At 66.6% G+C, this 24,494-nt stretch carries 26 protein-coding genes; 14 read left to right on the top strand and 12 right to left on the bottom strand.

All coding sequences use genetic code 11. From position 1 onward, the window contains the following. Positions 1–26: 26 nt before the first annotated feature. Both ACFQQD_RS01220 and ACFQQD_RS01215 read right to left on the bottom strand, forming a co-directional pair. Positions 27–692: a dienelactone hydrolase family protein gene (locus ACFQQD_RS01220; RefSeq protein WP_378085371.1), complete on the bottom strand. Its 666-nt coding sequence runs from the start codon at positions 690–692 to the stop codon at positions 27–29. A 150-nt stretch (positions 693–842) separates the two neighbouring features. Then, complete coding sequence (locus ACFQQD_RS01215; protein WP_378085369.1) at positions 843–1,784, bottom strand: PfkB family carbohydrate kinase; 942 nt, start codon at positions 1,782–1,784, stop codon at positions 843–845. A gap of 127 nt (positions 1,785–1,911) precedes the next feature. Between ACFQQD_RS01215 and ACFQQD_RS01210 the strand changes: the two genes are divergently transcribed. Genes ACFQQD_RS01210 through tsaB form a run of 3 tightly spaced genes read left to right on the top strand, consistent with a single transcriptional unit; the run spans position 1,912 to position 4,218 of the window. Then, positions 1,912–2,754, top strand: coding sequence for an alpha/beta fold hydrolase (locus tag ACFQQD_RS01210; RefSeq protein WP_378085367.1), 843 nt, complete (start codon positions 1,912–1,914; stop codon positions 2,752–2,754). Continuing rightward, positions 2,751–3,479, top strand: coding sequence for an esterase/lipase family protein (locus tag ACFQQD_RS01205; protein WP_378085365.1), 729 nt, complete (start codon positions 2,751–2,753; stop codon positions 3,477–3,479). Before ACFQQD_RS01210 ends, ACFQQD_RS01205 begins: the two co-directional genes overlap by 4 nt. A 10-nt stretch (positions 3,480–3,489) precedes the next feature. Continuing rightward, positions 3,490–4,218, top strand: a complete 729-nt coding sequence (gene tsaB, locus ACFQQD_RS01200; protein WP_378085363.1) for a tRNA (adenosine(37)-N6)-threonylcarbamoyltransferase complex dimerization subunit type 1 TsaB — start codon at positions 3,490–3,492, stop codon at positions 4,216–4,218. Between the two features lie 27 nt (positions 4,219–4,245). Here tsaB and ACFQQD_RS01195 read toward each other — a convergent pair whose 3' ends face one another. From ACFQQD_RS01195 to ACFQQD_RS01180, 4 genes are all read right to left on the bottom strand, one after another. After that, positions 4,246–5,712, bottom strand: a complete 1,467-nt coding sequence (locus ACFQQD_RS01195; RefSeq protein WP_378085361.1) for a hypothetical protein — start codon at positions 5,710–5,712, stop codon at positions 4,246–4,248. Continuing rightward, the gene (locus tag ACFQQD_RS01190) at positions 5,712–7,103 is read right to left on the bottom strand and encodes a hypothetical protein (protein WP_378085359.1); all 1,392 of its coding nucleotides are present in this window, start codon (positions 7,101–7,103) and stop codon (positions 5,712–5,714) included. Before ACFQQD_RS01190 ends, ACFQQD_RS01195 begins: the two co-directional genes overlap by 1 nt. Before the next feature lie 4 nt (positions 7,104–7,107). Further along, positions 7,108–7,641 (bottom strand): hypothetical protein, encoded by a 534-nt coding sequence (locus ACFQQD_RS01185; protein ID WP_378085357.1) that lies wholly within the window; start codon positions 7,639–7,641, stop codon positions 7,108–7,110. Positions 7,642–7,774: 133 nt separating this feature from the next. Then, positions 7,775–9,142, bottom strand: a complete 1,368-nt coding sequence (locus ACFQQD_RS01180; protein ID WP_378085355.1) for an AI-2E family transporter — start codon at positions 9,140–9,142, stop codon at positions 7,775–7,777. Between the two features lie 175 nt (positions 9,143–9,317). On the opposite strand from ACFQQD_RS01180, the gene ACFQQD_RS01175 reads away from it, so the two are divergent. After that, the gene (locus tag ACFQQD_RS01175) at positions 9,318–9,569 is read left to right on the top strand and encodes a DUF3072 domain-containing protein (protein WP_378085353.1); all 252 of its coding nucleotides are present in this window, start codon (positions 9,318–9,320) and stop codon (positions 9,567–9,569) included. Between the two features lie 102 nt (positions 9,570–9,671). Next, positions 9,672–10,529, top strand: a complete 858-nt coding sequence (locus tag ACFQQD_RS01170; protein ID WP_378085350.1) for a uracil-DNA glycosylase — start codon at positions 9,672–9,674, stop codon at positions 10,527–10,529. A gap of 31 nt (positions 10,530–10,560) precedes the next feature. Here the strand turns inward: ACFQQD_RS01170 and thpR are convergent, their stop codons facing one another. After that, positions 10,561–11,109 (bottom strand): RNA 2',3'-cyclic phosphodiesterase, encoded by a 549-nt coding sequence (gene thpR / locus ACFQQD_RS01165; protein ID WP_378085348.1) that lies wholly within the window; start codon positions 11,107–11,109, stop codon positions 10,561–10,563. Between the two features lie 20 nt (positions 11,110–11,129). Next, positions 11,130–12,278: an aromatic acid exporter family protein gene (locus ACFQQD_RS01160; RefSeq protein ID WP_378085346.1), complete on the bottom strand. Its 1,149-nt coding sequence runs from the start codon at positions 12,276–12,278 to the stop codon at positions 11,130–11,132. Between the two features lie 83 nt (positions 12,279–12,361). Between ACFQQD_RS01160 and ACFQQD_RS01155 the strand changes: the two genes are divergently transcribed. Then, a complete protein-coding gene (locus ACFQQD_RS01155; protein WP_378085344.1) occupies positions 12,362–12,910 on the top strand; it encodes a GNAT family N-acetyltransferase in 549 nt (182 codons plus the stop codon). Between the two features lie 47 nt (positions 12,911–12,957). Here the strand turns inward: ACFQQD_RS01155 and ACFQQD_RS01150 are convergent, their stop codons facing one another. After that, a complete protein-coding gene (locus ACFQQD_RS01150; protein ID WP_378085342.1) occupies positions 12,958–13,590 on the bottom strand; it encodes a hypothetical protein in 633 nt (210 codons plus the stop codon). 486 nt (positions 13,591–14,076) lie between these two features. On the opposite strand from ACFQQD_RS01150, the gene ACFQQD_RS01145 reads away from it, so the two are divergent. The 3 genes from ACFQQD_RS01145 (at position 14,077) to ACFQQD_RS01135 (ending at position 17,168) form a co-directional block, all read left to right on the top strand. Next, entirely contained in the window at positions 14,077–14,946 is an 870-nt protein-coding gene (locus ACFQQD_RS01145; protein ID WP_378085340.1) for a hypothetical protein, read from the top strand. Between the two features lie 8 nt (positions 14,947–14,954). Further along, on the top strand, positions 14,955–15,824 hold the full coding sequence (locus ACFQQD_RS01140) for a hypothetical protein (protein ID WP_378085338.1): 870 nt from the start codon (positions 14,955–14,957) through the stop codon (positions 15,822–15,824). Positions 15,825–15,902: 78 nt separating this feature from the next. Further along, positions 15,903–17,168, top strand: a complete 1,266-nt coding sequence (locus ACFQQD_RS01135; RefSeq protein WP_378085336.1) for a hypothetical protein — start codon at positions 15,903–15,905, stop codon at positions 17,166–17,168. On the opposite strand, the gene flgL is transcribed toward ACFQQD_RS01135, so the two are convergent. The 3 genes from flgL to flgN form a co-directional block, all read right to left on the bottom strand. After that, positions 17,115–18,002, bottom strand: coding sequence for a flagellar hook-associated protein FlgL (gene flgL, locus ACFQQD_RS01130; protein WP_378085334.1), 888 nt, complete (start codon positions 18,000–18,002; stop codon positions 17,115–17,117). The two genes, ACFQQD_RS01135 and flgL, sit on opposite strands and share 54 nt — an antisense overlap. A 107-nt stretch (positions 18,003–18,109) precedes the next feature. After that, positions 18,110–19,510 carry a flagellar hook-associated protein FlgK gene (flgK, locus tag ACFQQD_RS01125; RefSeq protein WP_378085332.1) on the bottom strand — a complete coding sequence of 467 codons (1,401 nt, stop codon included), beginning with the start codon at positions 19,508–19,510 and terminating at the stop codon, positions 18,110–18,112. Position 19,511: 1 nt separating this feature from the next. Next, a complete protein-coding gene (flgN, locus tag ACFQQD_RS01120; protein ID WP_378085330.1) occupies positions 19,512–20,000 on the bottom strand; it encodes a flagellar export chaperone FlgN in 489 nt (162 codons plus the stop codon). 127 nt (positions 20,001–20,127) lie between these two features. Between flgN and ACFQQD_RS01115 the strand changes: the two genes are divergently transcribed. From ACFQQD_RS01115 to ACFQQD_RS01095, 5 genes are all read left to right on the top strand, one after another. Further along, positions 20,128–20,916 (top strand): sigma-70 family RNA polymerase sigma factor, encoded by a 789-nt coding sequence (locus tag ACFQQD_RS01115; protein WP_378085328.1) that lies wholly within the window; start codon positions 20,128–20,130, stop codon positions 20,914–20,916. 319 nt (positions 20,917–21,235) lie between these two features. Then, positions 21,236–22,075, top strand: coding sequence for a flagellin (locus ACFQQD_RS01110; RefSeq protein WP_378085326.1), 840 nt, complete (start codon positions 21,236–21,238; stop codon positions 22,073–22,075). Positions 22,076–22,209: 134 nt separating this feature from the next. After that, positions 22,210–23,574, top strand: a complete 1,365-nt coding sequence (gene fliD / locus ACFQQD_RS01105; RefSeq protein WP_378085324.1) for a flagellar filament capping protein FliD — start codon at positions 22,210–22,212, stop codon at positions 23,572–23,574. 104 nt (positions 23,575–23,678) lie between these two features. Then, positions 23,679–24,071: a flagellar export chaperone FliS gene (gene fliS, locus ACFQQD_RS01100; RefSeq protein ID WP_378085322.1), complete on the top strand. Its 393-nt coding sequence runs from the start codon at positions 23,679–23,681 to the stop codon at positions 24,069–24,071. Next, positions 24,068–24,415 carry a hypothetical protein gene (locus ACFQQD_RS01095; RefSeq protein ID WP_378085320.1) on the top strand — a complete coding sequence of 116 codons (348 nt, stop codon included), beginning with the start codon at positions 24,068–24,070 and terminating at the stop codon, positions 24,413–24,415. Before fliS ends, ACFQQD_RS01095 begins: the two co-directional genes overlap by 4 nt. Positions 24,416–24,494 lie beyond the last annotated feature (79 nt).

Genomic DNA, 24,494 nt, shown 5'->3' with positions numbered 1-24,494 from the left:
ACCAAGGCACCCCGCAGCAACACCCCTCAGGCCAGGTGCCGCACGAACCAGTCCCGCGCCAGCTCGGCGACCCGATCCAGCGTGCCGGGCTCTTCGAACAGATGCGTGGCACCGTCCACGATCTCCAGCTGGTTCTCACACGTCAGTTCGCCCTGAGCCTGACGGTTCAGCTCTAGCACCTCGTCATCGTTGCTGCCGACGATCAGCAGCGTTGGCGCCTCCACCATGCCCAGTCGCGGATTCGCCAGGTCGGGCCGGCCACCGCGAGAGACGACGGCGCCGACGCGGGCATCCGGCTCGGCGGCGGCCCAGAGCGCGGCCCCGGCTCCGGTGCTCGCCCCGAAGAACCCCGTGGGGGAGGACATGCTCTCCGGTTGCTGATGCACCCACGCCTCGGCCGCGGTGACGCGCTGGGCGAGCATCGGGATGTCGAAGACGTTGTCCCGGTCGCCCTCCTCGTCCGGAGTGAGCAGGTCCAGCAGCAGGGTCCCGAGCCCGGCCTGCCGCAGTACCGAGGCGACCTGTTGATTCCGCTCGCTGTGCCGCCCGCTGCCGCTGCCGTGCGCGAAGATCACCACGGGGGCATCGGCCGACGGCACGATGAGATGCCCCTCCAGCACCACGTGGGCCGCGGGAATGTGGGCCTCTTGCGAGAACAGCGGTTCGGTGTCTTGCTGCGGCTGGTCTGCCATGATGCTGAACCTCTTCTTCTCAGGACGAGGGACTGAACGAAGGTCTGAACGAGGGTCTCTGAACACTGTCCCGGTCAGGGTAGGTCCGGCCCACCGCCCGCGTCACCCCTCGAGTCGCCGCCCGCGTCACTCCTCGAGTCACCACTCGATTCACCTGCGTCGACGCATCTGAGCACTCAACGCCTGCAGATCCGGCCGACCACCCAGCCGTTGCACGGTGGAGGAGGCACATGCCGCGGCCAGCTCTCCGGCCTGTGCGGCGGTGACCCCGGACCACAGCCCGACGGCGAGCCCGGCCAGAAACGCGTCGCCGGCCCCGGTGCGGTCCACCACCTTTTCATCGCTGACTTCGCTGAACGGGATGAGCCGGTGACCGCCCGGCCACGCCACCACGTCGCCAGTGCCCTTCACCGAGAAGGCCACCACGTCAGCTCCGCGGTGCAACAGTGGCTGCGCGGCATTGACGGCACTGTCCTCGTCGACCATCTCCGTCCCGGTGATCAGCTCCGCCTCGTGGGCGTTGGCCCGGATCACGTGGGCATATTCGAGCAATTCCGTCATCACCTCGGGTTCCGCGGCGCCATCCACGACCACCCGGGCGCCAGCCTCTCGTGCTGCCCGCGCCGCGGCGATCAGGGCGTCGCCGGGCTGTTGCAGCTGGAGGCAAACCATGCTCGCGTTCGCGAAGACCGACTGCGCTCGCTCGATGTCCTGCGGGGTCAACCAGGACTCCGTGGGGACATGCTCGATCAACCGGCGGCCGGAATCCTCATCGACCAGATCGAGGAACAACGCACTCTCATCACGCCCACCACGGCGGGTCATCCCGCTCGTCTCGATGCCGTCGCGGCGGGCCGACCGCAGGAGTTCATCGCCGACGTCGTCCGCTCCGACCACACCGACCAACCTGACCGGGGCACCCAACTGCGCCATGCCGACCGCCTGATTGGCGCCCTTGCCGCCGAGCTGCTCCAGCCGCGACCGGACCTGAGCACTCGCCTCCGCGCCCGGGAAGCGGTCGACGCTCAGCACCAGATCCCGCGCCACGTGCCCGACGACGACGATGTCACCGTGCGCTGGAGTCCCGACCATGGCTCCGGTCTATCACGATTTCTGCCGTCCTCCGACCTCGCAAACCGACCTCGCAACCTCGACCTCCGACCGAGCAAACCGACCGCGCCAGCTGGCCGGCCGATGGAGCTTCTGGCATGGTTCATTCATGCCCGCCAACAGCCCAGACGACAGCCCCGCCGACAGCCCTGATCACGCCCCCGACCACGTCCCTGACCACACCCCCGGATCATTGGCGTGGGCCCGTCGACTGCAGCTCGGCGAACACACGGTCAACGTGCGCGGAACCGTTCCCGCGGGACGTCAGCCGATTCTGCTGGTGCATGGAATCGGGATGTCGGGGGAGTACTTCTTCCCTTTCGCGGAGGTGCTGGCCCCAGAATATGACGTATACGCGGTGGACTTGCCCGGCTACGGCACCACGCCGAAACCGGAACGCGTCCTGACCCTGCCGGAACTCGGTGACGTGCTCGCGGAGGTGATCGAGACGCTGGGACTGAAGGCGCCCGTCGTCGTGGGTCATTCCATGGGCTGCCAAGTGGTGGCCCAGGCCCTCAGCGGGCATCCGGAGATGGCCGCGGGGTATGTGCTGATCGGGCCCACTGTCGACCCTGATGCATCCAGCCTGCTGGCCCTGGCGTGGCGGCTGGCGCGGGACACGTTCATCGAACCGGTGTCCACGAACATCGTGGTGGCCCGGAACTACCTGCGCATGGGGCCAGTGCGATACCTGCGCACGGCGAGATCGATGGTAGCCGACCGGCTGGACGCCTCCATCGTCCGCTGTGACCTGCCGGGGCTCATCGTGCGCGGTGAACGGGATCCCATCGCCTCGCGCGCGTGGATTCAGCAGCTGGCTCGCCTGGCTCCCGACGCCGGCCCGGCTGAGATCCCCGGTGGGCCTCACGCCGTGCAGCACAACCGGCCACGGCAGTTGGCGGCCGCATGCGCGCCCTTCCTGGCCTCCGTCACGAGGTCTGCCCAGCCATGATCCTCTCTCGTCTCACCACGGTCCGGACCAATCTGACCGCCTGGGTCCGTGACTACGCCTATGCCGTGCGCTGGCAGGCCGACGGCGCGGTGAACCAGGCGGACCCGCAGGCCTATCGCCGTCGCGACTCCGCGAAGCCCGCCATCGTGCTGCTCCCGGGTATCTACGAGAGCTGGACGTTCATGCTGCCCGTGGCCAACGTGCTGCGGGATCACGGGTATGACGTGCACGCCGTCACGGAGCTGGGATACAACGGCGGCACCCTCGAGGAGATGGCGCTCGTGGTCGACCGCTATCTGCGCCGCGAGCAGATCGAGCGCTGTGTTCTGGTGGGCCACAGCAAAGGCGGGCTGATCGGCCGACTCTTGCTGGCCCAGCATCATCAGTCCGCAGTGATCCACGGCCTGGTCGCCGTGAACACTCCCTTCGACGGCTCCCCGTTGGCCCGGTTGCTCCCGCTGCCGGCGCTGCGGGTATTCCTGCCGCACTCACCCGAACTCGCCGAGCTGGCCGAGCTGAGCACCAGCCGCGACGTGGACCGGAACATCGTGTCCATCTACGGCCGGTTCGACCCGCACATTCCCGGCGGCAGCCGCCTCGACGGCGCGCACAACGTCCAACTCGGCACGCGCGGACACTTCCGGCCCCTCAGTGATCGGCAGGTGCACCGAGCCATCCTGGAGGGAATCGAACTCTTGACCTCCGCCCGGGGTGACGCTGCCTAGACTGGAATCCATGTCTGTTCCGTCTCCGTCGACATCTCTGTCGCCCTCGCCATCCTCACCGTCTGCCCGCCCCTTGCTGGCGATCGATGCCTCCGCCACGGCCAGCGCCGCCGTCGTGCGCTCGGGCGAGGTGCTCGCCCGGTTCGCCTCCACGGAGACCAACACTCATGCCGAGGTGCTCACCCCCGCCGTGCAGCGGGTGATGGCCGAGGCCGGCGTTCAGCCGGGGAAGCTGGGAGCGGTGATCGCCGGCGTCGGGCCCGGGCCGTTCACGGGGCTGCGCGCGGGACTGGTGACGGCGCGTTCGCTGGCCTTCGCGTGGGGCTGCGAGGTGCACGGGGTGATGAGCCTGGACGCGATCGCCTTGCCCGCGGCCGAGGACGCTTTCCGGGCGGGTGTGGAGGAGTTCGTGGTCGCCACCGACGCCCGGCGACGCGAGGTCTACTGGGCGCATTACGCCAGCATCGGCGGTCAGTTCCAACGCCTCCATGGGCCCTTCGTCACGGCTCCGGCAGACGTCACTCCTCTGCCGGCCTACGGTGCTGGCGCCGGAAAGTACCCGGATGGGCTCGCCGCCGTGGACGGCTTCTCCACCACCGTTCCCGACGCCGGCCACCTCGGCCTGGTCGGCGAGCTCGCCTTGCGTCGTGGCCGAGGGCTGCTCCCGACCACGCCCCTCTATCTGCGCGAGTCCGATGCCGTGGCGCCGGGTGCCCGGAAGAGGGCCAGCACCGCCTAGTTCGGCTGCTCGGGCTGGTGCAGCTGACTACTCGGTGGTGATCTCGGGGCGTTCCGGCTGAGCGCCGGCCAGCCGGTCCAGCAACAGGCTCAGCAGAGCCGAGGTCTGCACGGGCTGGAGCCGCACGGAGTTTTCGGTGTCGGGCCCGGTGTCGGGACCGGTCTCGCCGCCCTGACCGGTGCCGTTGTCCTGGGGTCGTGACTGCAGAATGAGGTGATTGCCCGTCGAACCGCTGTTCAGGGCAATCAGCGGCGGATCGGTGGTGCCGGCGTCGTTGGCGGGGTGCTCGCCCGCGGCGTACCGCACCGTGTCCAGCCGCCACAGCAGCCATTGCTCGGACCACAGATCGCGCCAACGCGGACTCTCGGCGAGGTCACTCGTCAGGGCCGTCTCCGGCTCCAGCGTCCGGCGCAATAACAGGTCGTTCGGCACGGTGTCCGGCTCGAGGACCCGTGAATCCGAGGGGCCCAGGGCGGCGGCGCGCAGCACCAGTTCGACGGAGCGCTCGGTCGGGTACAGCCCGAACAGCGGCGCATCCGGCAACCCGCGGACGGGCCGGGCATGGACCACCGCCGCCACCAGTCCCGCCACCCGGTACAGCTCCAGCGCCAGATGACGGCCGTGATGAGTGTGAATGGTCAGCGTGGAGACCTGGTCCGGTTGTTGCAGCACGCTCGCCGCGAGCATCGCCCGCTCGGTCAGTCGCTCGCCGGATGCATCCGCCAGTCCTGCCGTGACCACGGCCTGAGCCGCTCGGTGTTGCGGGAGGACTCCGCCGACGTCGTGATGCGGGTCCCGCAGGTACTGCAGGGCCTCGGGCGTCAGTTCGAGCAGGGACGTGCCTGCCCAGGCTCCCGAGGAGGTGGTCCGTTGGCGGCCGGACGGTGGTGGGGTGCTGTCGAGTGGTTCGATGCGGATCTCGGCTGTTTCTTGTCTGCCCGCGGCATCAGAGGGCAACGACGGCGACCAGCCCGCCGGGATGTCGGTGGCCAGGGAATCGAGCACCGGTTCCATCAGGGTCAGGTCGGCGACGGCCAGAGTGGCCGTGACATCCAATGCCGGGGCGTCGTGGTCCAGGTCGAGGGGCTGAGTTGCTGCTTCGACGGGCCACAGCAGCCAACGGATCTCTGCCAGGGGCTGGCCGGTCATCGAGGGGGCCAGGCGCAGAAAGCGCAGTCCGAACCACTCGCCGCCCGACCACCGGTCCATGCTCACCGGCAGTCCGCGCTCGGGCGCCGGCCCGTGTGGAGCGCCGAACCGTGGGGACGTCGGCATGGAGTCGGTGCGCGGATCATGGAGCGTGCCGCCCAGGGGAGTTTCGCCCCAGCGACGGGCCGTGAAGACCGGGCTGGTGCGGTCGGGACCACTCAACGGCATGATGAGCATGTCCGCGCCCGGCGCCGAACCGCTGGTCCAGCCGGCCGGAGCGACCAGACCCGTCTGGGCCGGCGTCGTGTTTCCGGCTACGCCCCCGGTTGGTTTCGAGGAGGACATCAGGAGAACTCGCCGTTCTCGAAGGCCTCGACCATTTCCTCACGCGTCCAGGTCTCATCCGCCACGTCGTTGATGATGTATTCGGTGACGCCGGTGGCCACATACGTGACCGCCATGCCCAGCAGCGTGCCGCCGGGTCCGAGGATCGAGGTCAGCACGGCCGTACCTGAAGCCGTGGTGACCTCCACACCGTCCATGATGAGGTTCTCGTTGACATACCGTTGCTGGCGGCCCTCAGCCTGCTCCGTGGAGAGCAGTGGCGTGGTCTCTGCGGTGTTCCGTTCATACTGAGCCGCGTCGATGCCGGTGCCGATGAGGGTGACGAGAGCAGTTGCCGTTCCGGAGATGACACCTCTGCCGACTACCTGATCCACGGGAACCAGGGCATTGCCGCCCTGCTTCAGTCCGGTCTGCACCAAGAGCTGTGAAGCGGTCTGGACGTTCTCGTTCGTCCCGCCGAGCGGTGAATCGGGGAAGTTCAACGCGATATCCCGCCAGCGGTCCTCCTGATCGATCACCAGGAGTGCGGACGCGTTCAGATTGGGGTCCATGGGCGAACCGGAGCGCACCAGTTCCCCGTCCGGTCCGAAGACCCATTTGGTCCCGTTGGCGTCCATGTAGTCGTACGGGAGCTGGTCTCGGTTCTCCCACATGCGCTGGGCGATCTCTTCGTAGTCCGCGTCGGTGAGATCGGTGTTGCCGAAGACGTGACTGTTCTTGAGGGCATTGGCGAGTTCCTCGGCCGACTCGTAGGTCTCGAGAGCCTCAGGGCGGTGGGAGAACTCCATCTCCCCGAGCTCGTCCATGTCGATGCCGTCCAGGACGTCGATCAAGTCTTTACGGCACGCACGAATGGTGTCGACGATGAACACCGGCCCGGACATTTCCCGGTTGTCCCGCTCTTCCCGCATTTCCACGGAGAGTTCGTTGTACGGCTTGCCGTACTTGGCGGTGAACTCTTCCTCGGTGTGATTCTGCTGGTAGGACTCCACCTCCCGGTACTTCTCCATCCAGGTGGTGGCCCATTCGTCGTAGTCGGTCTTCATCCCATCCAGAATGGCCAGGCCGGCGTCGTACAGCTGCACGCCGCCGTAGAACACCTCTCCTGCGCGCTTCAGGGCGATCAACTTCTCGATCACCGGGTCCAGCGCACTGAAGACCGCGTCCTTGTCAGCGCCGCCGTAGTATTCGCGGAACTGGTTCCAGGTGCTGCTGGCCTGAATCAGGTGCTGGTAGGTCTCCTGGCAATTCTGGGCCAGATTCTCGGCCGCCGAGACAGCCATCGTCGTCGGCGGGGTGTCCATGGCCCAGGCGCACACGTGGTCCCAATAAGACTCCGTGTGATTCTCCTGGGATGTCTCCAACCAGGTGACATCAGAGAACTTGGTCATCAGATCACTCCGCCCTTTCCTTCACGTTGTATGAGTACTCGAACGGGTGATCGGTGTAGTGCTCGTCCGTGAGCGGATTGTCCGGGTCTGGATCGCGAGGATGCACCGTGTAGTTGCGGCGGTCGTCCGGGCCGGTCTGCGGAGTCTCCAGATCGCTGGTGTCACTGCCTGAACCGGAGCGGAACTCGGGGAACTCGACACCCGGGAAGGCATTGGTGTCGTAGGCCATGGCCGCGTCTCCAGAAACGTAGTAGTCGACGACCTCGGCCATGGAATCAATGCACTGTTGCAGCTCGGACACCGCGCTGTTATACGTCGGAGTCAGCTTCTCGTCGAGGAACTTGTAGTACTGCTCGTCGAGCTGTTCGGCCCGGTTCTTGGTGTTCTGCGTACTTTCCTCTTCGCAATAGCTGTAGCGATCCACCATCAGCAGATCGCTGTCCACCCACTGAAATTCCTCGTTCTTGTCTTCCATGATGGTGCGCAGTTCGCGGATGACCCGTTGGCATCCTTCGACGTCAATCCAGTACTCGGTCACGGTCGTCCCTTCGACTCCGGGCGGCGCAGGATTCAGCCGCTCGCCCACCACGGTAGTGTCCGATGGCGCACGCGGCGATGGGGAGAAGTCCCCATGCCTTGATGCTCGATTCGCCGTCCGACCAGGAGCGGGATCAGTCCTGCGGTGACTCGGTGTCGTCTTTGGACGTGGCCTTGGGGACGTCGGAGTTGGGTTTTTCCGTGGCCTGGTGAGTGGCGGCCGGCGTCGCGTCCCCGTTTGCGTCCTGCGTCGGGGCGGAATCGGCAAACTCCTCAACGACACCGAGGTTTTCACCGCTCCGGTGGCCGCGACGGATGCGTAGGTACCTCAGGCGCTGGGCCGCGGTGGCCTTGGCCGCTGCCCGGTCCTTCGCCGCCAAGGGGTCCTTGCCGAGGACGGGGTCATCGCCGGCTTGGTACCGGTTGGTCCAGACCTGGATCACAGTCCACGCGACGGCGGTGTAGGGAACCGCCAGGATGGCGCCGAAAATTCCGCCGACGATGGTGCCGATGGTCAGGGCCAGCAGCACGATCAGGGCGTGAAGGCTCAGGGTCCGACCCATCACCACTGGCTGGAGCAGGTTGCCCTCGAGCTGGTTGACGGCCACGACGATGGCGATCACGATCAGCGCCGCGACCGGACCCGTCGTGACCAGGGCCACGAGTGCAGCCAGGATCCCAGCGACGGTGGCGCCCACAATGGGGACGAACGCACCGATGAACACGATGACGGCCAGCGGTAGCGCCAAGGGGACGCCGACTACGGCAAGTCCGATGCCGATGAGTACGGCATCGACCATGGCCACAGTGGCAGTGCCACGCACGTAGCCGCCGAGCACCTCGGAGGAGCGGTCCGCGGACTCAGCCAGTTTGGCCCGGGTCTCGCCTTGGAACCATCGCAGGGCGAAGTTCAGGATCTTCGGGCCGTCCTTGAGGAGGAAGAACAACACCACGATCATCAGCACCAGACCGGTGAGGAACTGTGTGGCCACTGAGATACCGGTCAAGGTGCCGCTGGCTAGGCCGCCAGCGAAGTCCCCGCTGGAGACGAATTCGGTGACCTGCTGCGTGGAATCGTTGATGACTGAGGCATCCACGGGAAGGGGCCCGGAGGAAACCCAGTCCTGTAGTCCCTGCCAGCCTTCCGTGGCCGAGTCGACGAGGGAATCCCATTCGTTCTGGATAGCTAAGACCACCGCGGTGACCACACCGCCGAGGAGTACCAAGATGGCCACGAAGGACATCAGGGTCGCCAACAGGTGAGACCATCCCTTTCCGACCAGCCACCGCACCAGGGGTGCAACCGCCGAGGCCAAAATGAGGGCAACCATGACGGCGAGCACCACGACGCTCACACGGAGCAGGACCCAGATAATCGCGGCGGCGACTGCGGCGATCAACAACGTCTGGCCCGCTCGGGCACCAGCTCGTCCAAGTGGATCCGACCAGGGATGGGTCTCCTGGTCCGGCTCGGAGCTTTCGGCGGAGTTCTGTGTGCTCATGTGGACGTTCCTGATCTCGGGCGGGCGCGCTTCGTGCTTCACTTATCGAATCGACTCATCATGCACTGCTCACTGTAGATCCGATAGGCGGGCACACTGCAGCACTGAGAAGCAGAGATTGACATGTCCGCCACATGCCCGACGATGGAACCAGCGCCCAACAAAGGAGCATCAGATGACGAACACGCCAGCCCAGTTCCCAGAACCAGCAGAGGAAGATCAGGAGACCATCGGTGCCACGGGGCAGGCCGAGGACTCTGCTCTGGAAAAGGATCCCACCGATTGGGTCAGCGGTGACGATCCGATGACCGAGTCGCAGCGGTCCTACCTGGACACCCTGGCCAAGCAGGCGGGGGAAGAACTGCCGGCCAACCTCACCAAGGCAGAGGCCTCCGAGCACATTGACCGTCTCCGCGACCAAACGTAGTCCCACCGCGAGATCCTCAACCAGCGAGTTACGCGCACGCTCTTTGTGGTGTTGATCGGCGAGTCGCCCCATCTATCGTGCTCATAACTACTCGGAGTGCTCGTGACTGCTCGTAACGAAGGGGATCCCATCGACGAAGCCAGGCCTCCGCTGCCGCATCCGCTCACGGGCGAGGTGTTCGCCTCACCCGTCTCACCGGGCACCGGTTGGCCCGAGGACCCGGCCGAACGCACGACGCCGGCCGCCACCTCGGTGGATCAGGTCCGGCTCCTGGCCGAGACCTCGGGATCCCTGAGCGATGTCGACGCCCGGGTGTCCGTCTGCCGAGCGTGTCCGAGGCTGGTGCGATGGCGAGAGACGGTGGCCTCGGACAAGCGCCGACGCTGGGCCGGTGAACCGTACTGGGGACGGCCGGTGCCGTCATTCGGAGAAGAGATACCGCGCGTGCTCGTCGTCGGACTGGCGCCGGCGGCCCATGGCGGCAACCGGACCGGACGGATGTTCACCGGCGACCGCTCCGGAGACTGGATTCACGCGGCCCTGTACCGGGCCGGGTATGCCAGCCGGCTGACGTCCGTGGCCGCCGGCGACGGCCAGCGACTGATCGGTGCGCGCATGGTAGCCCCGGTGCACTGCGCCCCGCCGGACAACCGGCCGACGCCGGGCGAGAGGGCCACGTGTGGGCAGTGGTTGGACCGCGAGTTGCAGCTGGCGACGTCGGTCGAATCGATACTGGTGCTGGGAGGCATCGGGTGGCAATCCGTGCACGCCGCCGCTCTCCGGATCGGGTGGACGGTTCCGCGGCCGCGAGCGAAGTTCGGCCACGGCGTGCAGACGGTGTTCGCCACGCCCGACGGCCGCTCAGTTCGCGTGGTCGGCTGCTATCACGTCTCGCAGCAGAACACCTTCACGGGCCGGTTGACCGAGCCCATGCTCGACGAGGTCATCGCGCAGCTCTGATCTCTCTGATACCGCCCAGCGGCGAATCGGCTCAGGCTGCCAGTGGCAATGACGCGACGACCTCATGCCGAGGGCGGTGACCGTGTCCCAGGAGCGTCGATTCGAGCAGGTGCACGTCGTCCACGGTCCAGATCCGTGAGCTGAAAGTCTCCAGCACCCGGATCCACCGAGTGGCGTTCGTGCGGCCCGGGCGGGCCAGCGTCAGGTGCGGATGGAAGGCCTTTCCATCGGGCACGACGCCGGCGCGATTGGCCGCCGCTCTGGACTTGCGTGCCAGCCGGGTCAGGTCTTCGGAACCGTCTTCGACGCCCAGCCACAGTACCGCGGCGCTGTCCGGGTGAGGAAAAGCCCCGGCGCCGCGCAGCCCACACGAGAACGGCGTGACGCTCCGAACTGCCTCCTCTAGATACTCTTCGAGCCGTTCCAGAGTACGGTCCGGAACCGAGACCAAGAACGCCAGGGTTAGATGCATCTGCTCCGGGATCGTCCACGCCAGGCCGGGTCTCACTGACAGGAACTCAGCTAGGTCCTCGCGGACGTCCTCGGGCGGGTACACAGCCACGAACATGCGCGATCCCATGCACAAAGGATACGTGGCGGCTATCCGGCCTTGGGCTCCCGGGAGAACGCCACGTCGTCGGCGATGGTGGCGATGAGACGCATGCTGGTGATGAGCGAGCCGTATACGGGCCAGTCACTGGTCGGGAGGTCCTCGTTCGTCGACATGGTTGTGGCCAGCGCAGTCAACCGGTCGTGGATAGGATCGACTGCGGCGTTCGAATCGGCAATCAGCAACCCACAGTCACGTACGATCCCGTACCACTGTTCGCGGAACTGGGTGTCCCATGTGCCCTCGGCGTAGGTCGCCTCGCGGAGCGTGCGGGTCAGGTGGCGAAGATGGGAGATTCCTTCGTCCAGGCGAACCAGGATCTGCTCGTAGTCGAGGAGCAATTGGGCTGGCGAGCGAGGCACCGTGCCGGGTTTCGGGCGGCGAGTCCGGCTGAGGTAGGCACGGGGATTGGCTAGTCGACTCTCCCGGGCGAATCGGACGATCTGCTGCGCCGAGTGCATCTCTTCGCTCATCGCGTCAGTCTCACGGAGCCATGCATCGGCCTTGTCTGTGTCCCAGGATGTGGAGGTTTCGTCGGCAATATGGACCAGGACATCACCCATACGCTGGTTAATAGAGTCCACGTAACCAGAGGCCTGTTGTTGCCTCAACGGCGGAATGAGCAGAAGGTTGACGGCGATTCCTATGCCCACACCCACTGCCACTTCCACCAGCCGGCTGAGCAAGAGGGGCTCTTGATTGGCGAAACCGCTGCCCAACACGAAAATCGCGGTGGTGGCGATCGCCACGCCTTCCTCGCGGATCCAATTGATGCGGGCTCCGATGAGCCCGAGCAAGAGGGCGAGGGCGAAGGTCCACACATTGACACCGAGGTAATTGCCGATGAGGAAGGACAGCCCGACACCGATGGCCGACGCCACCGTGGTCTGCATGCCGCGCGACAATGAGCGGTACACCGTGGCATGCACCGTCAGCAAAGCCACCCATGGCGCGAGGAATGGTATCGGAGAGCCCAGGACCCTGACCGAGAACCACCAGGCTCCCGTCGCCGCCACCACGCTTTTGAGAACCTGTAGTACACCCGTGGAGAAACCGGGTCTGCTGGCCACGTCGATCAGCCGTCTCCACGGGTGGCGAGATCGCAACTCCTTGCTGTCTTCAATCTTGCTCGTGGTCATTTCGCCTCGACTGTGATCACGTGATCACTTTACTGTGCTCCGTCGCGACGCGGTCGTTGGAGGCCATTTGTAGAATGGCGCGCATGCCTCCACCGAACGGATTCTCGATGCGTCCGATGCAGCGCTTGGACTTGCCCGTGGTGCATGAGCTGGAGAAGCGACTGTTTCCGCAGGACGCCTGGCCGATGTCCTTCTTCGTGGAAGAACTCTCCCAGGCCGGTCCGGCAGCCGACGGCGGCACTCGGGACTACCGGGTCGTCACCGGCCGGGCGACCGATGCTTCGGCGAGCGAAGCGACCGGTGAACCGAACGCAGAGGACGGGGCCGACGTCGTGGTGGGGTATTGCGGGCTAATGTGCGTGCCGCCGCTGGCCGACGTCCAGACGATCGCTGTCGTCCCCGAGGCCGAGGGGCGCGGACTCGGCACCGCCATGCTGGAGTGGATGGTCGCCGAGGCACGGCTTCGTCGTGCCCAGGACTTGCTGCTGGAAGTGCGGGCGGACAATTCTCGGGCACAGGCGCTGTATCGACGCCACGGATTCGAGCACATCCACACGAGGGCCGGTTACTACCCCGGATGTCCGGGCGGACCGATCGACGCGCTGATCATGCGCCGGCGATTGACCGGATGAGGTTCGCGGAGCCACCGCCGTACCCGCCCCCAAGTGATGCGTGGACGTCAGGCCAGGAGGCGCCAACTTCCCGGTTCCACGCGCGCACCGGCACGGAGGCGCGCGGCCCCGGCCTCGTCCCACGGCTGGTTGGCCACAATACGGCTCGCACGCAGTGTCCAGTCCAGGCACGCCTGTGGGATGTACGCGTCCTCCTGGCCGACAAAGACACGACGGCGGAACATCGCCCGCTCAATGGCCGGGGCAGCCACCGGATAGGCGCCGCCGACCTCGACGGCCAGCAGTTCGGCCATGGCCGACTCACGATGTGTTTGCGCAGCGAACCAGAGTCGCGCGGACGGGCGACCGAGGGAAACGGCGACGCCGGCCAGGCCCACGTCAAGAGACGGGTCACCGTCAGCAGGCAACGGCAGAAGGTCCGTGGCGTTGTGCCAGGTGCCGAAGGTCGAGCCGTCGGGCAGAACGACGGTGCCGTCGTCCCCGATGACGGTATGGCGCCAGGGGTCTTCGGGATCGAGGGTCTCGACCAGGTCGGCGAGGACGCCCGAGGCCCAGGCGGCGAACCACTCCGCATCGTTGGCGGAGAGCTGCCGAAGCCCGTCTTCTGCAGCCTGACGGTAGGCGTGGGTCACCAAGGGATCACACCGGGCGATGGTCCATCGGAGGACCGTCTCACTCACCGTGACCATGTTCACCCACCCTCTGCTGTTGTAGGTGCGCTCTGCTGTTGCAGGTGCGGAGTGCAGCCGGGGATTGCCGCACCAGAGCAGCTTACTCGGTGGTAGTGGCCAGGGGCGTACTGTACGCCCATCTGAGTAGAGGTCAAGTATCAATGGACGCTGGCCCAGGTAACTGCCCCGGGTAGCCGGGCGAATGGGGGGTGAGTCCAGAGCGTGAGGACCGCATGGAGAGCCGGCAGATCTCGTGGCGAAATCGACTGCCCGCGTTGCTGTGGGTGGCATAGAGCAGGCATGGCGGAGCAGCAGATGACCCCGGAAGGGCCTCGGCAGGAGTCGACGGCGTTGGGTGGCACTGCTCGGCGACACCCCGCACTGGAAGAACTCTGTGGGCTCCTCGAGGCGATTCTGTGGGGCCGAGCGGCCGAAGCGTTGCTGGCCACTGAGCCGTCACTGGTGGGGCGATCATCGACCCGTACGGTGGTTCTCTTGCCCGCCTGGGACTGGCGCCCGCCGGCAATGGACATCGGACGTAAGGGACGGGACGCCGAGTCCGGTCAACCACTGCTCATGCCGGTTCGACTTGACTGGGGTGGCAACGACGCGCTGGTGCGGGTCGAGGAATTCACAGGACCCTCCGGCCCCTATCGATGGACGGCACATTCCATGGGATGGAATGACTCAGGTGAACTTCTCCCGAAGACTTCTCCTGGGATGGATTTTCCCTCGTCTGGCGCCGGGTTGGTCGGTATAGTTCCTCGAGGCGAACACTTCGCCACCGCTGGGACTAGCCACCACACGGTCGAATTCCTCAGGGATCTCGTTCGCGCGGGCCACGAATCCCGGTGGCAAATGCTGTTCAGCCTCGAACCATTCGTGATGGCTACCGTTCGCAAGGCTCACTCTGCTGTGAGCCATGAGATCGGGGAGCTAACCGGCCGGGTCCAGTCTGTCCTGCATGAAACCGGGATCGAACAGGTGGTGAACATCATGATGGTGGGCGATGCGGCTGTGGATTCCACCGAGGAGGCAAGCGTGTCGCGTCTGGTGGAACAGTGCCTGCGCCACGACCGGTTTGCCAAGGTCGATCCGTTGATGTTCTTCAGTCGCAATCTGCGCCGGGACGCAGAGGACCACGTGCGACGCGCCATCGGCGACCCCCGCATCGGTCCCAAGATCCGCCGGGTGGCTGCCAGGATGCCGGGAGCCGGACTCGAGGAGATCGTCGAGGAGTATCGCCGGGTACATCCCCAGGACAAGCTCTCCACCGCGAGGGCGCAGGCAGCCCTGAATGTCGGTTCTGACCCGATGGCGCTTTCCGTGCTGCTCGACCCGGAGACCAACAGGGGTGCCCAGTGATCATGTGCGTGACCGGCATGGCCCCGGACCTCGAAGAATCGGGCCTGGAAGAGTCGACTCTCGATCAGCTCCGCGCCGTGGTGAGGGCGGAAACCACTGGCGAACGTCGTGCCCTGCGCGACCGGTTCGTGACGGGGCGGCGCAAACTGTTCCGAATGATGGCCCATCGACTGTGTCGCACCTTGGGGCTGCCGCCGGCGCTGCACCGTGACGACGTCGAGCAGCTCGTCGCCCTGGAGTGTCTCGCGTGGCTGGACGAATTGGTTGAGGATCCGGCGCAGATCGAGGGGATTGTGAACTGGGAGGGGCTTCTGCAGGTGCGCGCACGCGCTACCGTGCGAGCCTGGGCGGACCGCAACCTCTCACCGGCGTCGGGCATGGTCGCCTTGAGCCGACGGATTCGTTTGCTGAATCAACTGCGTGATGAGATGCGCGCCGCCACCGGCGCGGAACCCAGTGACCGAGACCTTGAGCGCGAACACAACCGCCGGATGGCTGCCGCGCGTAAAGATGCGGCGAAGCAGGGGATGCTCGTCAGCTCGGGCGAAGTGAACCTGGCGCGGCCTGCTGTCGACATCTTCGCTCTGGAGCTTGCGGTTGCCGCCCCAGAGAGTGGGCTGCTGCATTCCACGGAAGGTCCGTCGATCGTTCGCGCCGTGGTCGACCGAGCCCGACGCATCGGCGGAATCACCGCCGACGTGGCCGATTGCTGGCTGTCCGGAATCTACTCCTCCGAGGGTGACCAGCGCGTTCTGACCTCCGGTGAGGTCGCTGCGCAGTTGGGCCTGACGCAGCAATCCGCCTCAGCGCAGATTCGTAAGGTCCGTGCGCTGGCCAAACGTGTGTTGTCGGAGCAGCTCGACATCCATCACGCCTGACACCATTCTGGGTAAGTGTGACGAAGATCACCTTACGAAACCTGAACAGAACCTGGAAACGCCGCACACAGATGGTGTGTGCGAGCAGAGAACCTCCAGAGTGACGCGGCATGCCGCGAACTCATCGACCGTTGGGTCGCCGGCCATCGATCCGAAACCGAGACGCGCCGTGAGATCGCGGCGCTGATCACCGCATCCGGGATCTGTCGCGAGGTCTCTCGGGAGTATCAGACGTGGCACTACGGTCTGGCCCCGGGACCTCAGTTGAGCCTTGACGTCGAGGCGGAGTTCACCGAGTTCCTGTTCCGCCGCATCACCGAGGAAGGCCCGGAGGCCTTCCTCGACCTGGAACGGGCGAGGAACTCCTCGGTGGTCGGCTGGGCGCGGCAGACCCTCCGCTCGGCACGCAAATCGGTGCTGCGCAATCTCCACAATCGCACGGCGGCCCGCCAGGAGCTCGTCGCTCCGACTGGTGCGGAGGACGGCAAGCACACGGCCGCCAGCTATGCCTTCGCCTCCTCAACGGCCCCGGGAACCCTGGTAGACGGCCCCGAGGTGACGCAGCGCATGCTGCTCGAAGAGGCGACTCACTGGCTCGTCTCCAAGGCGTCGCACCATCGCGGCATCGCCCGCACTGCGGCTGGATCGGCCGCCCTGCGGTTCGCCTTCAACCTGCCGGAACCGGTCCGTCCGGACCTGGCCACCCGACGCCGGGCGCTGGCGTTGCTGGCCGATCCGAAGGCTGCGCACCGTTCCGCGCAGGCCATGCTCGCGTGCCTGAACCGTATTCACGGCTGGCAAGGGATGTTCGACGCAGCGGACCAGGACCTGATGGCCCTGTGGGACGACTACTCCAAGGCGCAGTTGTTCGAACTGGTGTCCCGTGATACCGCAATCGCCCACACCCTCGCAGCGGAAGCGCTGGCGGATCGAGCCCGGCCCGACCGGCCCTCCATCCGAGCCTTCCGGGCCGCCGTGAAAGACCGTGCTCCGATGGTGAAGAACGGCCGCAAGCCGGCTGGCTGGCGAACGTGCGCCAACGCCGTGTGCGACGCCTTTCTCGCCGAGGAGTTCGAGGCCTATTCCGCCTTCGACACCGCCGGGGCCGCGACCCACGAGGCCAAGCTCGCCGAACGTGAAGAAGTGCTGGCCACGGCGCGGGAAGCCTACGAATCGGCCGCCAGGTTCCCGGGTGCACCACTGGGGGCGACGGTTCGTGAGATCCGGGAACAGCTGGACAGCATCATCCGCGGCACCACTCATACAGGGGTGGACATCACCGGCACAGAGCTACCGCAAGTAGTCCAGCAGCGAGGTCTGCAGCGCTTGAGCGGAGACGGCTAGCGCGGCCTGGTAATTGACCTGCTGCATCTGTAGATCGATGGCCGCCTCGGCGAGGTCGACTTCCTCGGTCGCGATGCGGGTGGCCTCGAGTGAGGTCAGCTGGCCCCGCACCGTCTCCAGAGTGCGTCCGACGGTGGCGTGGCGTGCGCCGGAGGTGGTCAGAGCGTCGGTCATCCGCTGCCGAGAGGACTCGACGTCTGTGAGGTTCCCTGAGAGGTCCGCGCCGGAACGGAGTGCAGCGGAGAGTCGGTCCAGTGCGGCGAAGACGGAGTCCTGGCCATCGCCGAAGGCCTGCGGCCCGGGCACATCCACCTGAATGCTGTCCGTGTCCGAGATGCGCCGTTGAACGGTCGCTCCCGGGGCGCCATTCCATACCGGCGGTGTACCGGGGGAGTAGGCGGTGGCACCAGAGTGGGTGCCGGCGAAGAGGTTCCGGCCCATGGCCTGGGTGTTGGCCAGAGACAGCAACTCGGTGCGTAGTTCGTCGACCTCAGTGGCGTTGGCTTCCCGCGCGGCCAGGTCTGTAGAGCCGTTCGCCCCGCGCAAGGCCAGTTCCTGGACCCGGGCCATGATCTGCAGTCCGGACTGGAGTGCGGAGTCGATCGACGAGAGCCAGACGTCGGCATTCTGCAGATTGCGCTCGTACTGGTTCGCCCGCGTGAGGTCGGCGCGAGTGGTGATGGCCGCGCGCGTGCCGACCGGATCGTCCGAGGGGCGGGAGATGGCCTGCCGGGAGGCGGCCTTCTCCTGCAGCTCGGCCAGCGTGCGGGCGGAATCCTGAAGGTTCGCGCGGGTGGTGGCGGCCGTCATGGCTGAGGTGACGCGGTTCATCATGGTCGTCTCGCCTTTGCTGGGCTAGAGGTCGGTCTGCGGTGGGTCAGAGCTGGGTCAGAGGAGGGAGTGGTCAGCGGAGTCAGAGGGAGTCGGTGCATTGGCCCGCGTCAACGGCCGACGAGTCCGGTGCGGTTGATCAACTGGTCGAGCATCTCGTCGACGGCAGTCAGCACGCGGGCCGAAGCCTGGTAGGCGTGCTGGAACGTCACGAGATTCACCGCTTCCTCGTCCCGGTCCACGCTGGCCAATGACTGCTGCGAGGCACGCGCGGCCGACTCGGTCCCCACTGACAGGGACAGTCCGTCCAGGGCGGAACGCGAGGCCCCGCCGGTGGTGGTGACGAAGCCGGTCCAGGGGGCGGTCACCTGGGGACCGAGCTGGGCGATCTGATCGGCGATCGTTCCGTCGAGTGCACCGGCACCCTCGGCACCGTGGGCAACGCCGGACGGGTCCGTGACGGCGACCGCGAGCGAGGAGGCGCCGCGGCCGGCGTCGTAGGCGAAGAAGGGGCCGCCTGCGGTGCCGGAACCGGTGAATCCCGTGCTGTGCACGGCGTTGGTGGTGCTGGCGATCGAGGCGGCCAAGGCGTCATAGGCCTCGGTGGCCGTGGCGAGCGGACCAACGTCCGAGAGCACGGACAGCCGCCCGGCGATCGAGCCTCCGTCGATTCCGGCGGACGCGGGGATGCCGGAGCCCAGACGATGAGACCAGGAGACGGTGGCCGGCTCACCGGGGCCGTTCCCGACGACGGCAGTCAGGGTTCGATGATCTTCACCGGAGACGAGCGCATTGCCACCCACCAGAAAGTCGGACGTCCCGTCAGCCGCGAGACGCAACTGGCCGCCGGTCAGTCCGGTGAGTTGTTCGGCGACCTGATCACGGACGTCCAGCAGTTCGTTGGCGGAACCGTTCGCGGCAGTCGTCTGACGGATGGCGTCGTTGAGTCCGGCGAGTTGTCCGGCCAGAGCGTTGACCTGCTCCACCTCGGCGCGGAGTTCGGTGGACTGCGCGGTGTACTGGTTCTCAAGCTGGTGGACATCGCCGCGAAGACGGCTCGCCAGAGCCGCCGCTTTCTCCAGCAGCACCGAGGCGGCTCCGGTGTCTTCCGGGTGGTTGGCCACATCCGCCCAGGCAGCGTGGAAGTCGTTGACCGCTGTGGACACTGAGCTGTCGCCGGGCTCGCGGAGGAGGTCTTCGACGCCGGAATAGGCCTCGGCGCGGACCTGCTGGAAACCGGACTGTCCCACGGCCGTGCGGACCTGGCGATTCAGCAATTCGCTGGAGGACCGGCCGATCCCCACGACGTCCACGCCCTGGCCGGGACCGGTCGGGTCGGGGAACAGGCCGCTCGGCTGGATGCCCGGTGCGGCCTGAAGCTGCGCGGACTGCCGGGTGTAGCCGACGGTGCCGGCGTTGGCCGTGTTCTGCGCGGTCACGGCGATCTGCGCGCGGGCCGCCTCCAGCCCGCGTGCCGCGGTGTTCAGGGTCGAGAACGTGCTCAGTCCCATCTCAACCCTGACGATCCACGAGTGCGGCACCGGAGGTGGGGGCGGGGGAGCCGGCCGCCGTGTAGGCCACGGGAGCCGAGGGCTGCTGACCGGCTTCTTGCAGAGAGATGTTGGCGGCCCGGAGGAAGCGTTGATTCTCCTCGGACAGGGAGCGGATCTCATCGGCCAACCGCAGGATCGCGCCATGGTGGTCCCGCAGAATTCCACCCCAGGGCCCGTCTTGCGGCGCGGCGGCCATCAACTCACGGAGGGTGGGGGAGGACTCGGTGGTCAGACCCCATTGCTCAGCGACCGCGGCAGACAGCACGTCCACCGTCAGCTGCGTGGTGGACAGCTGGTTCTTCAGCGCATCGATCTCGGCGGTGCACCGGCCCAGCCAGCGCGATTCTCCATTCGTGACGAGCAGGCGCTGGGTCGTGAACTTGTACAGCAGGTTCTCCAAGATGCCGCGCTCGCGCCACAGCTCGTTGGACAGTTCTTCTGCTTGCATTGCCGCACCTTTCACGCCTCCGGCCGGGGACCGGTGGGACGGTTCCGTCCCGAGCTGACCTTGTTATCGGTACACATGGACCGACTTTTCACCCCCGGCCGGAGATTTCTGCGCATGTCTTGGATACATGAGCCAAGCACGGAACGACCTGGTGGAGCAGAACATCCCCCTGGTCGGCTATGCGGTGTCCGAGATGCACCACAGATACCCCATGGTGGAGCGGGACGAGATGGTCTCGGTCGGCCTGGAAGGTCTCGTTCTGGCAGCACGGGATTGGGACCCCGACGCCGGCACCCAGTTCTCCACGTGGGCGCACCTGAAGATCCGGTGGGCGATCCAGGAGTTTCTGCAGCACCTCGACTGGATGGGCCGCCGCGGCCGGGACAAAGCCAAACGCCTGGAACGGGCCCGCGCGCAGCTGACCCATTCCCTGGGGCGGGATCCGGAGAACTCGGAGCTCGCTGCGGCGCTCGGGGTCTCCGTGGAGGACCTGCAGGCGATGACCGCGGAAGCGTCCAAATCGATGGTGCCGATGGACGATTCGATCTCCGACATGCTGGCCGCCACCGAGGACGGCCCAGAGAAGCGGGTGCTCGACGCGGAGAAGGACCTGCTGTTGCACAAGGCGGTGGACTCGCTGCCCGAACGGACCCGTCAGGTGGTGCAGTTGCACTACTTCCAAGGCATGGCACAGGGCGAGGTGGCCCAGCAATTGGGCGTCTCCGATGCCACCGTGTCCAAGGAGAAGAAGCGCGGGCTGGCGCTGTTGCAGGAGGTGCTGGGCACTGCCCTGTCCGTCAGGCCGGCGGAGTCCCTGGCGGCCTCCGTCCCGGCGGCCGGTCGTGAGAGGTTCCTGGCTGCCGCCGGCGGGGCCATGCAGGGCGGGATCGTCCCCCCGGTCCAGCGCTATGCGTAGTGACCGCTCATCATCATCCCCTCATTCCGCTCACCACCCCACCCCACTTCCACCCCCGCCTCACTTCCACACCCGCCTCACTTCCACACCCGCTCCGCTCCCACACCTGCCTGTTTTCGCAGCGATCCTGACCGCTCGTGCTGAAAATGACTGCGACTGGTCAGGATCGGTGCGAAAACTGCTGAGCTGCCTGACTGCCCAGAAATTTTTCGGCCGGGGTGAAAAAACCTCCGTGCCGTGCCGATAAGTGCAGTGTCGGGTCCGCGGCGCGGGTCCGAAACAACCTCTGACCCACGTCCTTTCTCCCAAGGAGCACGACATGACCGTCATCAACACCAACATCGCGGCCAACAACACCTACCGCCAGATGAACTTGGCCTCCGAGTCCGCCGCTTCCTCCATGGAGAAGCTGTCCTCCGGTCTGCGCATCAACCGCGCCGCCGACGACGCGGCCGGCCTGTCCATCGCCGAGGGCCTGAAGGCTCAGTCCAACGGCCTGGAGGTTGCCGCCCGCAACGCCGGCGACGCCGTCTCCCTGATCCAGACCGCTGAAGGCGGCCTCTCCTCGGCCCACGAGATCCTGCAGCGCGTCCGTGACCTGGCCGTCCAGGCCGGCAACGACTCGAACAACGCCGATGCTCGTACTGCCATCGACACCGAGATCAAGGCCCTGGGCGAGGAATTGGGCCGCATGGCCGAGTCGATCACCTTCAACGGCATCTCCCTGCTGAACGGCGCCTCCGGTCCGGCCGGCGACGGCCAGTTCTCCTTCCAGGTGGGGGCGAACGCCACCAACGATCAGATCACTCTGGACTTGACTGCCGCCAGCCTGACCGATGTTGCCGCCGCCGTCTCCGCCCTGGATGTCACCACTGCTGCCGCCGCGGCCACGTCGATCACCGCTGTCGACACTCAGATCGCGTACGTGTCCACTGCCCGCTCCGACCTCGGTGCCACCCAGAACCGCCTGGAGCAGACCATCAAGCACGTCAACATCTCCGCCGAGAACCTGACCGCGGCCGAGTCCAGCATCCGCGATGTGGACATGGCCAAGGAAATGGTGGAGCTGTCCGCCTCCAACATCAAGCAGCAGGCCTCCCAGGCCATGCTGGCTCAGGCCAACCAGTCCACCCAGGGCGTCCTGCAGCTCCTGCGCTGATCCTGAGGCACATCTGACGAGCAGCATCTGACGAGCGGCGGCCGGCACCGGAGTCCCTTCGGTCCCGGCCGCCACTCAGCACCCAGAACCATCACCAGCACAGACCCTCACACCTCGGCAGGAAGGCACAGGCCATGGCCGGCATCAGCTTCGACGGCATCGCCTCCGGGCTCGATACGACCGCACTCATCGGCGCCATCCTGTCTGCAGACAAGATGCCCGTCATGCTCATGGAAGAACGCCTGGCCGAGGGGCAGAACCAGGTCAAAGCTCTGCGGCAACTGAACACGCTCGTCGCCGAACTGGCCACCAAGACCTCCGAGATGTCCGAGGGCTCGGGTTTCCGGCCCGTGACCGGCACCTCAACCCTGGAGGGCGTCACCGTCACGGTCGCCGACGGCGCCACTCCCACGTCCCTGGATTTCTCCGTCGACGCCGTCGCCGCCCGCCACTCCGGCGTTTCCGCCCCGCTGTCCGGCTGGGACGGCTCCGAGCTCGTCATCACCACCGCCGACGGCACCGCGCACACCTTCACCGGCACCTCGCTGAACGACGTGGCCACGAACGTGAACGCCGCCGCGGGACTCGGAGTCTCGGCCACCCTGGTCCGTGCCGGGACCGATGCCGAGGGCAATACCCTGCACCGGCTGCAGCTCGTCTCGAACACCACGGGCACCGCCGGTAGCTTCACGGCCACGGCCGGCGGAACGGACCTCTTCGATCCGGCCAACGGCGGGGCCCTGACCTCCACCGGTGCCGATGCGCAGATCACCCTCTTCGCCGGAACGGCGGCTGCTCAGACCATCACCAGCTCCTCGAACACCTTCGGCGACCTGGCCACCGGCGTGGACATCACCGTCTCGGCCGCCGCCGTCGGGCAGACCGCCAGCGTCACCGCCGAGAACGACCCCGCCGCGGCGACCGACAAGGCGCAGGCGCTCGTCACCGAGATCAACAGCATTCTGGAGACTCTGAAGCTCAACACCACGGTGACCTCCGGCACCGGCACGAGCGGTGACGAGACCAAGGCCGGACTCTTCGTCGGCGACTCCACGGTCCGGTCCCTGCAGAACAGCCTCTTCACGGCTGCCGTCCGACCGGCCGACGGGTCCAGCCAGTCCTGGATGGGCATCGAACCGGACCGCAACGGTCAGCTCACCTTCGACGCGGAGACTTTCGCCGAAGCGCTGGCCGCCGACCCGAGCGCGGTCGCCACGGCTCTGGCCGATCTCGCCGGCCGCGTCTCCACCGCCGCGGACACTTACTCGGACGAGTACGACGGGATGCTCACCACGTCCATCGAGAATCGGGTCACGGACAACCGCCGCACGCAGGATTCCATCACCGACGCCGAACGCCGCATCGAGATGCGTGAGGCCACCCTGCGTGCACGGTTCACCGCGATGGAACTGGCCATCGCCAAGGCCAATGATCTGCAGAAGTACCTGACCGGCCAGTTCGCCATGTTCGCCGACCAGAGCTCCAACAACAACAGCTGACGGCTCGGCCGCCACCGTCTCACCGCACCACGATCCCCGTCACCTGACCCGTACCGCCTGACCCGTACCGCCTGACCCTCGCCACTGGACCATTGGAGGACATCATGTTGGGAAGCTCCCAGCGAAACGCCGTCGAGGAGATGCGTCGTCGCGAGCTCATGACCGCCACTCCGGCCCAGCTCACGGTCAAACTGTTCCAGCGGCTCCTCCTGGATCTGCATCGTGCGGCAGCCGACCTCGGCGCCGGGCAGCCGGGAGCAGCGAGCTCGCACCTGGTGCACGCCCAGGCGATCCTGACGGAGCTCGACTCCACTCTGGACGTCAACGCCTGGTCCGGTGCCGCCGACCTCAAAGCCGTCTACGGCTACTGCCTGAACACCATTGCCGCAGCCAACCGGGACTCGGATCCGGCCGGCGTCGCCAGCGCCCTGGACCTGCTCACCCCGGTGGCCGAGGCCTTCACCCAGGCGGCCCGAACCTCAGGAACACCATCGTGAGTACAGCGGCGAATTCTGTATCCCCCGACGAATCCCCTGCCACCACCGACGCCGTCCTTGCCGAGCTGGCGTGGGAGAAACTGGCGAACGACCTCGAGGACTGGCTCGATGCCGGCCACCAGCCCCCGTTCCCCACGACCCTGGAAAGCCGCCCGGCCGGTACCCCGCCGGAGCGTGTCCGACGTCGGCTCGAGGAACTCAACGCCCGCCTCGCCGACGCCCTGGGTGCTTTGCACACCGAGCGATCCGGCGTCGCCGCCTCTCTCCAGGCCACTGCTCAGGCCACTCGCATGACCCAACCCCACCGTGGCAGCACCCCCGCTTACCTCGACACCGGCGCCTGATCGATTCGCCTGACCGATTCGTCTGGCCGGCCGGCCCCGCACACAAAATGCGCCCCCGTCTGAGCCTGGCGTGCATAGG

The sequence above is a fragment of the Citricoccus sp. GCM10030269 genome, from assembly GCF_042665635.1.
GTDB lineage: Bacteria > Actinomycetota > Actinomycetes > Actinomycetales > Micrococcaceae > Citricoccus.
Note: the sequence above shows the minus strand (reverse complement) of the source record. Positions and strands in the feature narration are given on the sequence as shown.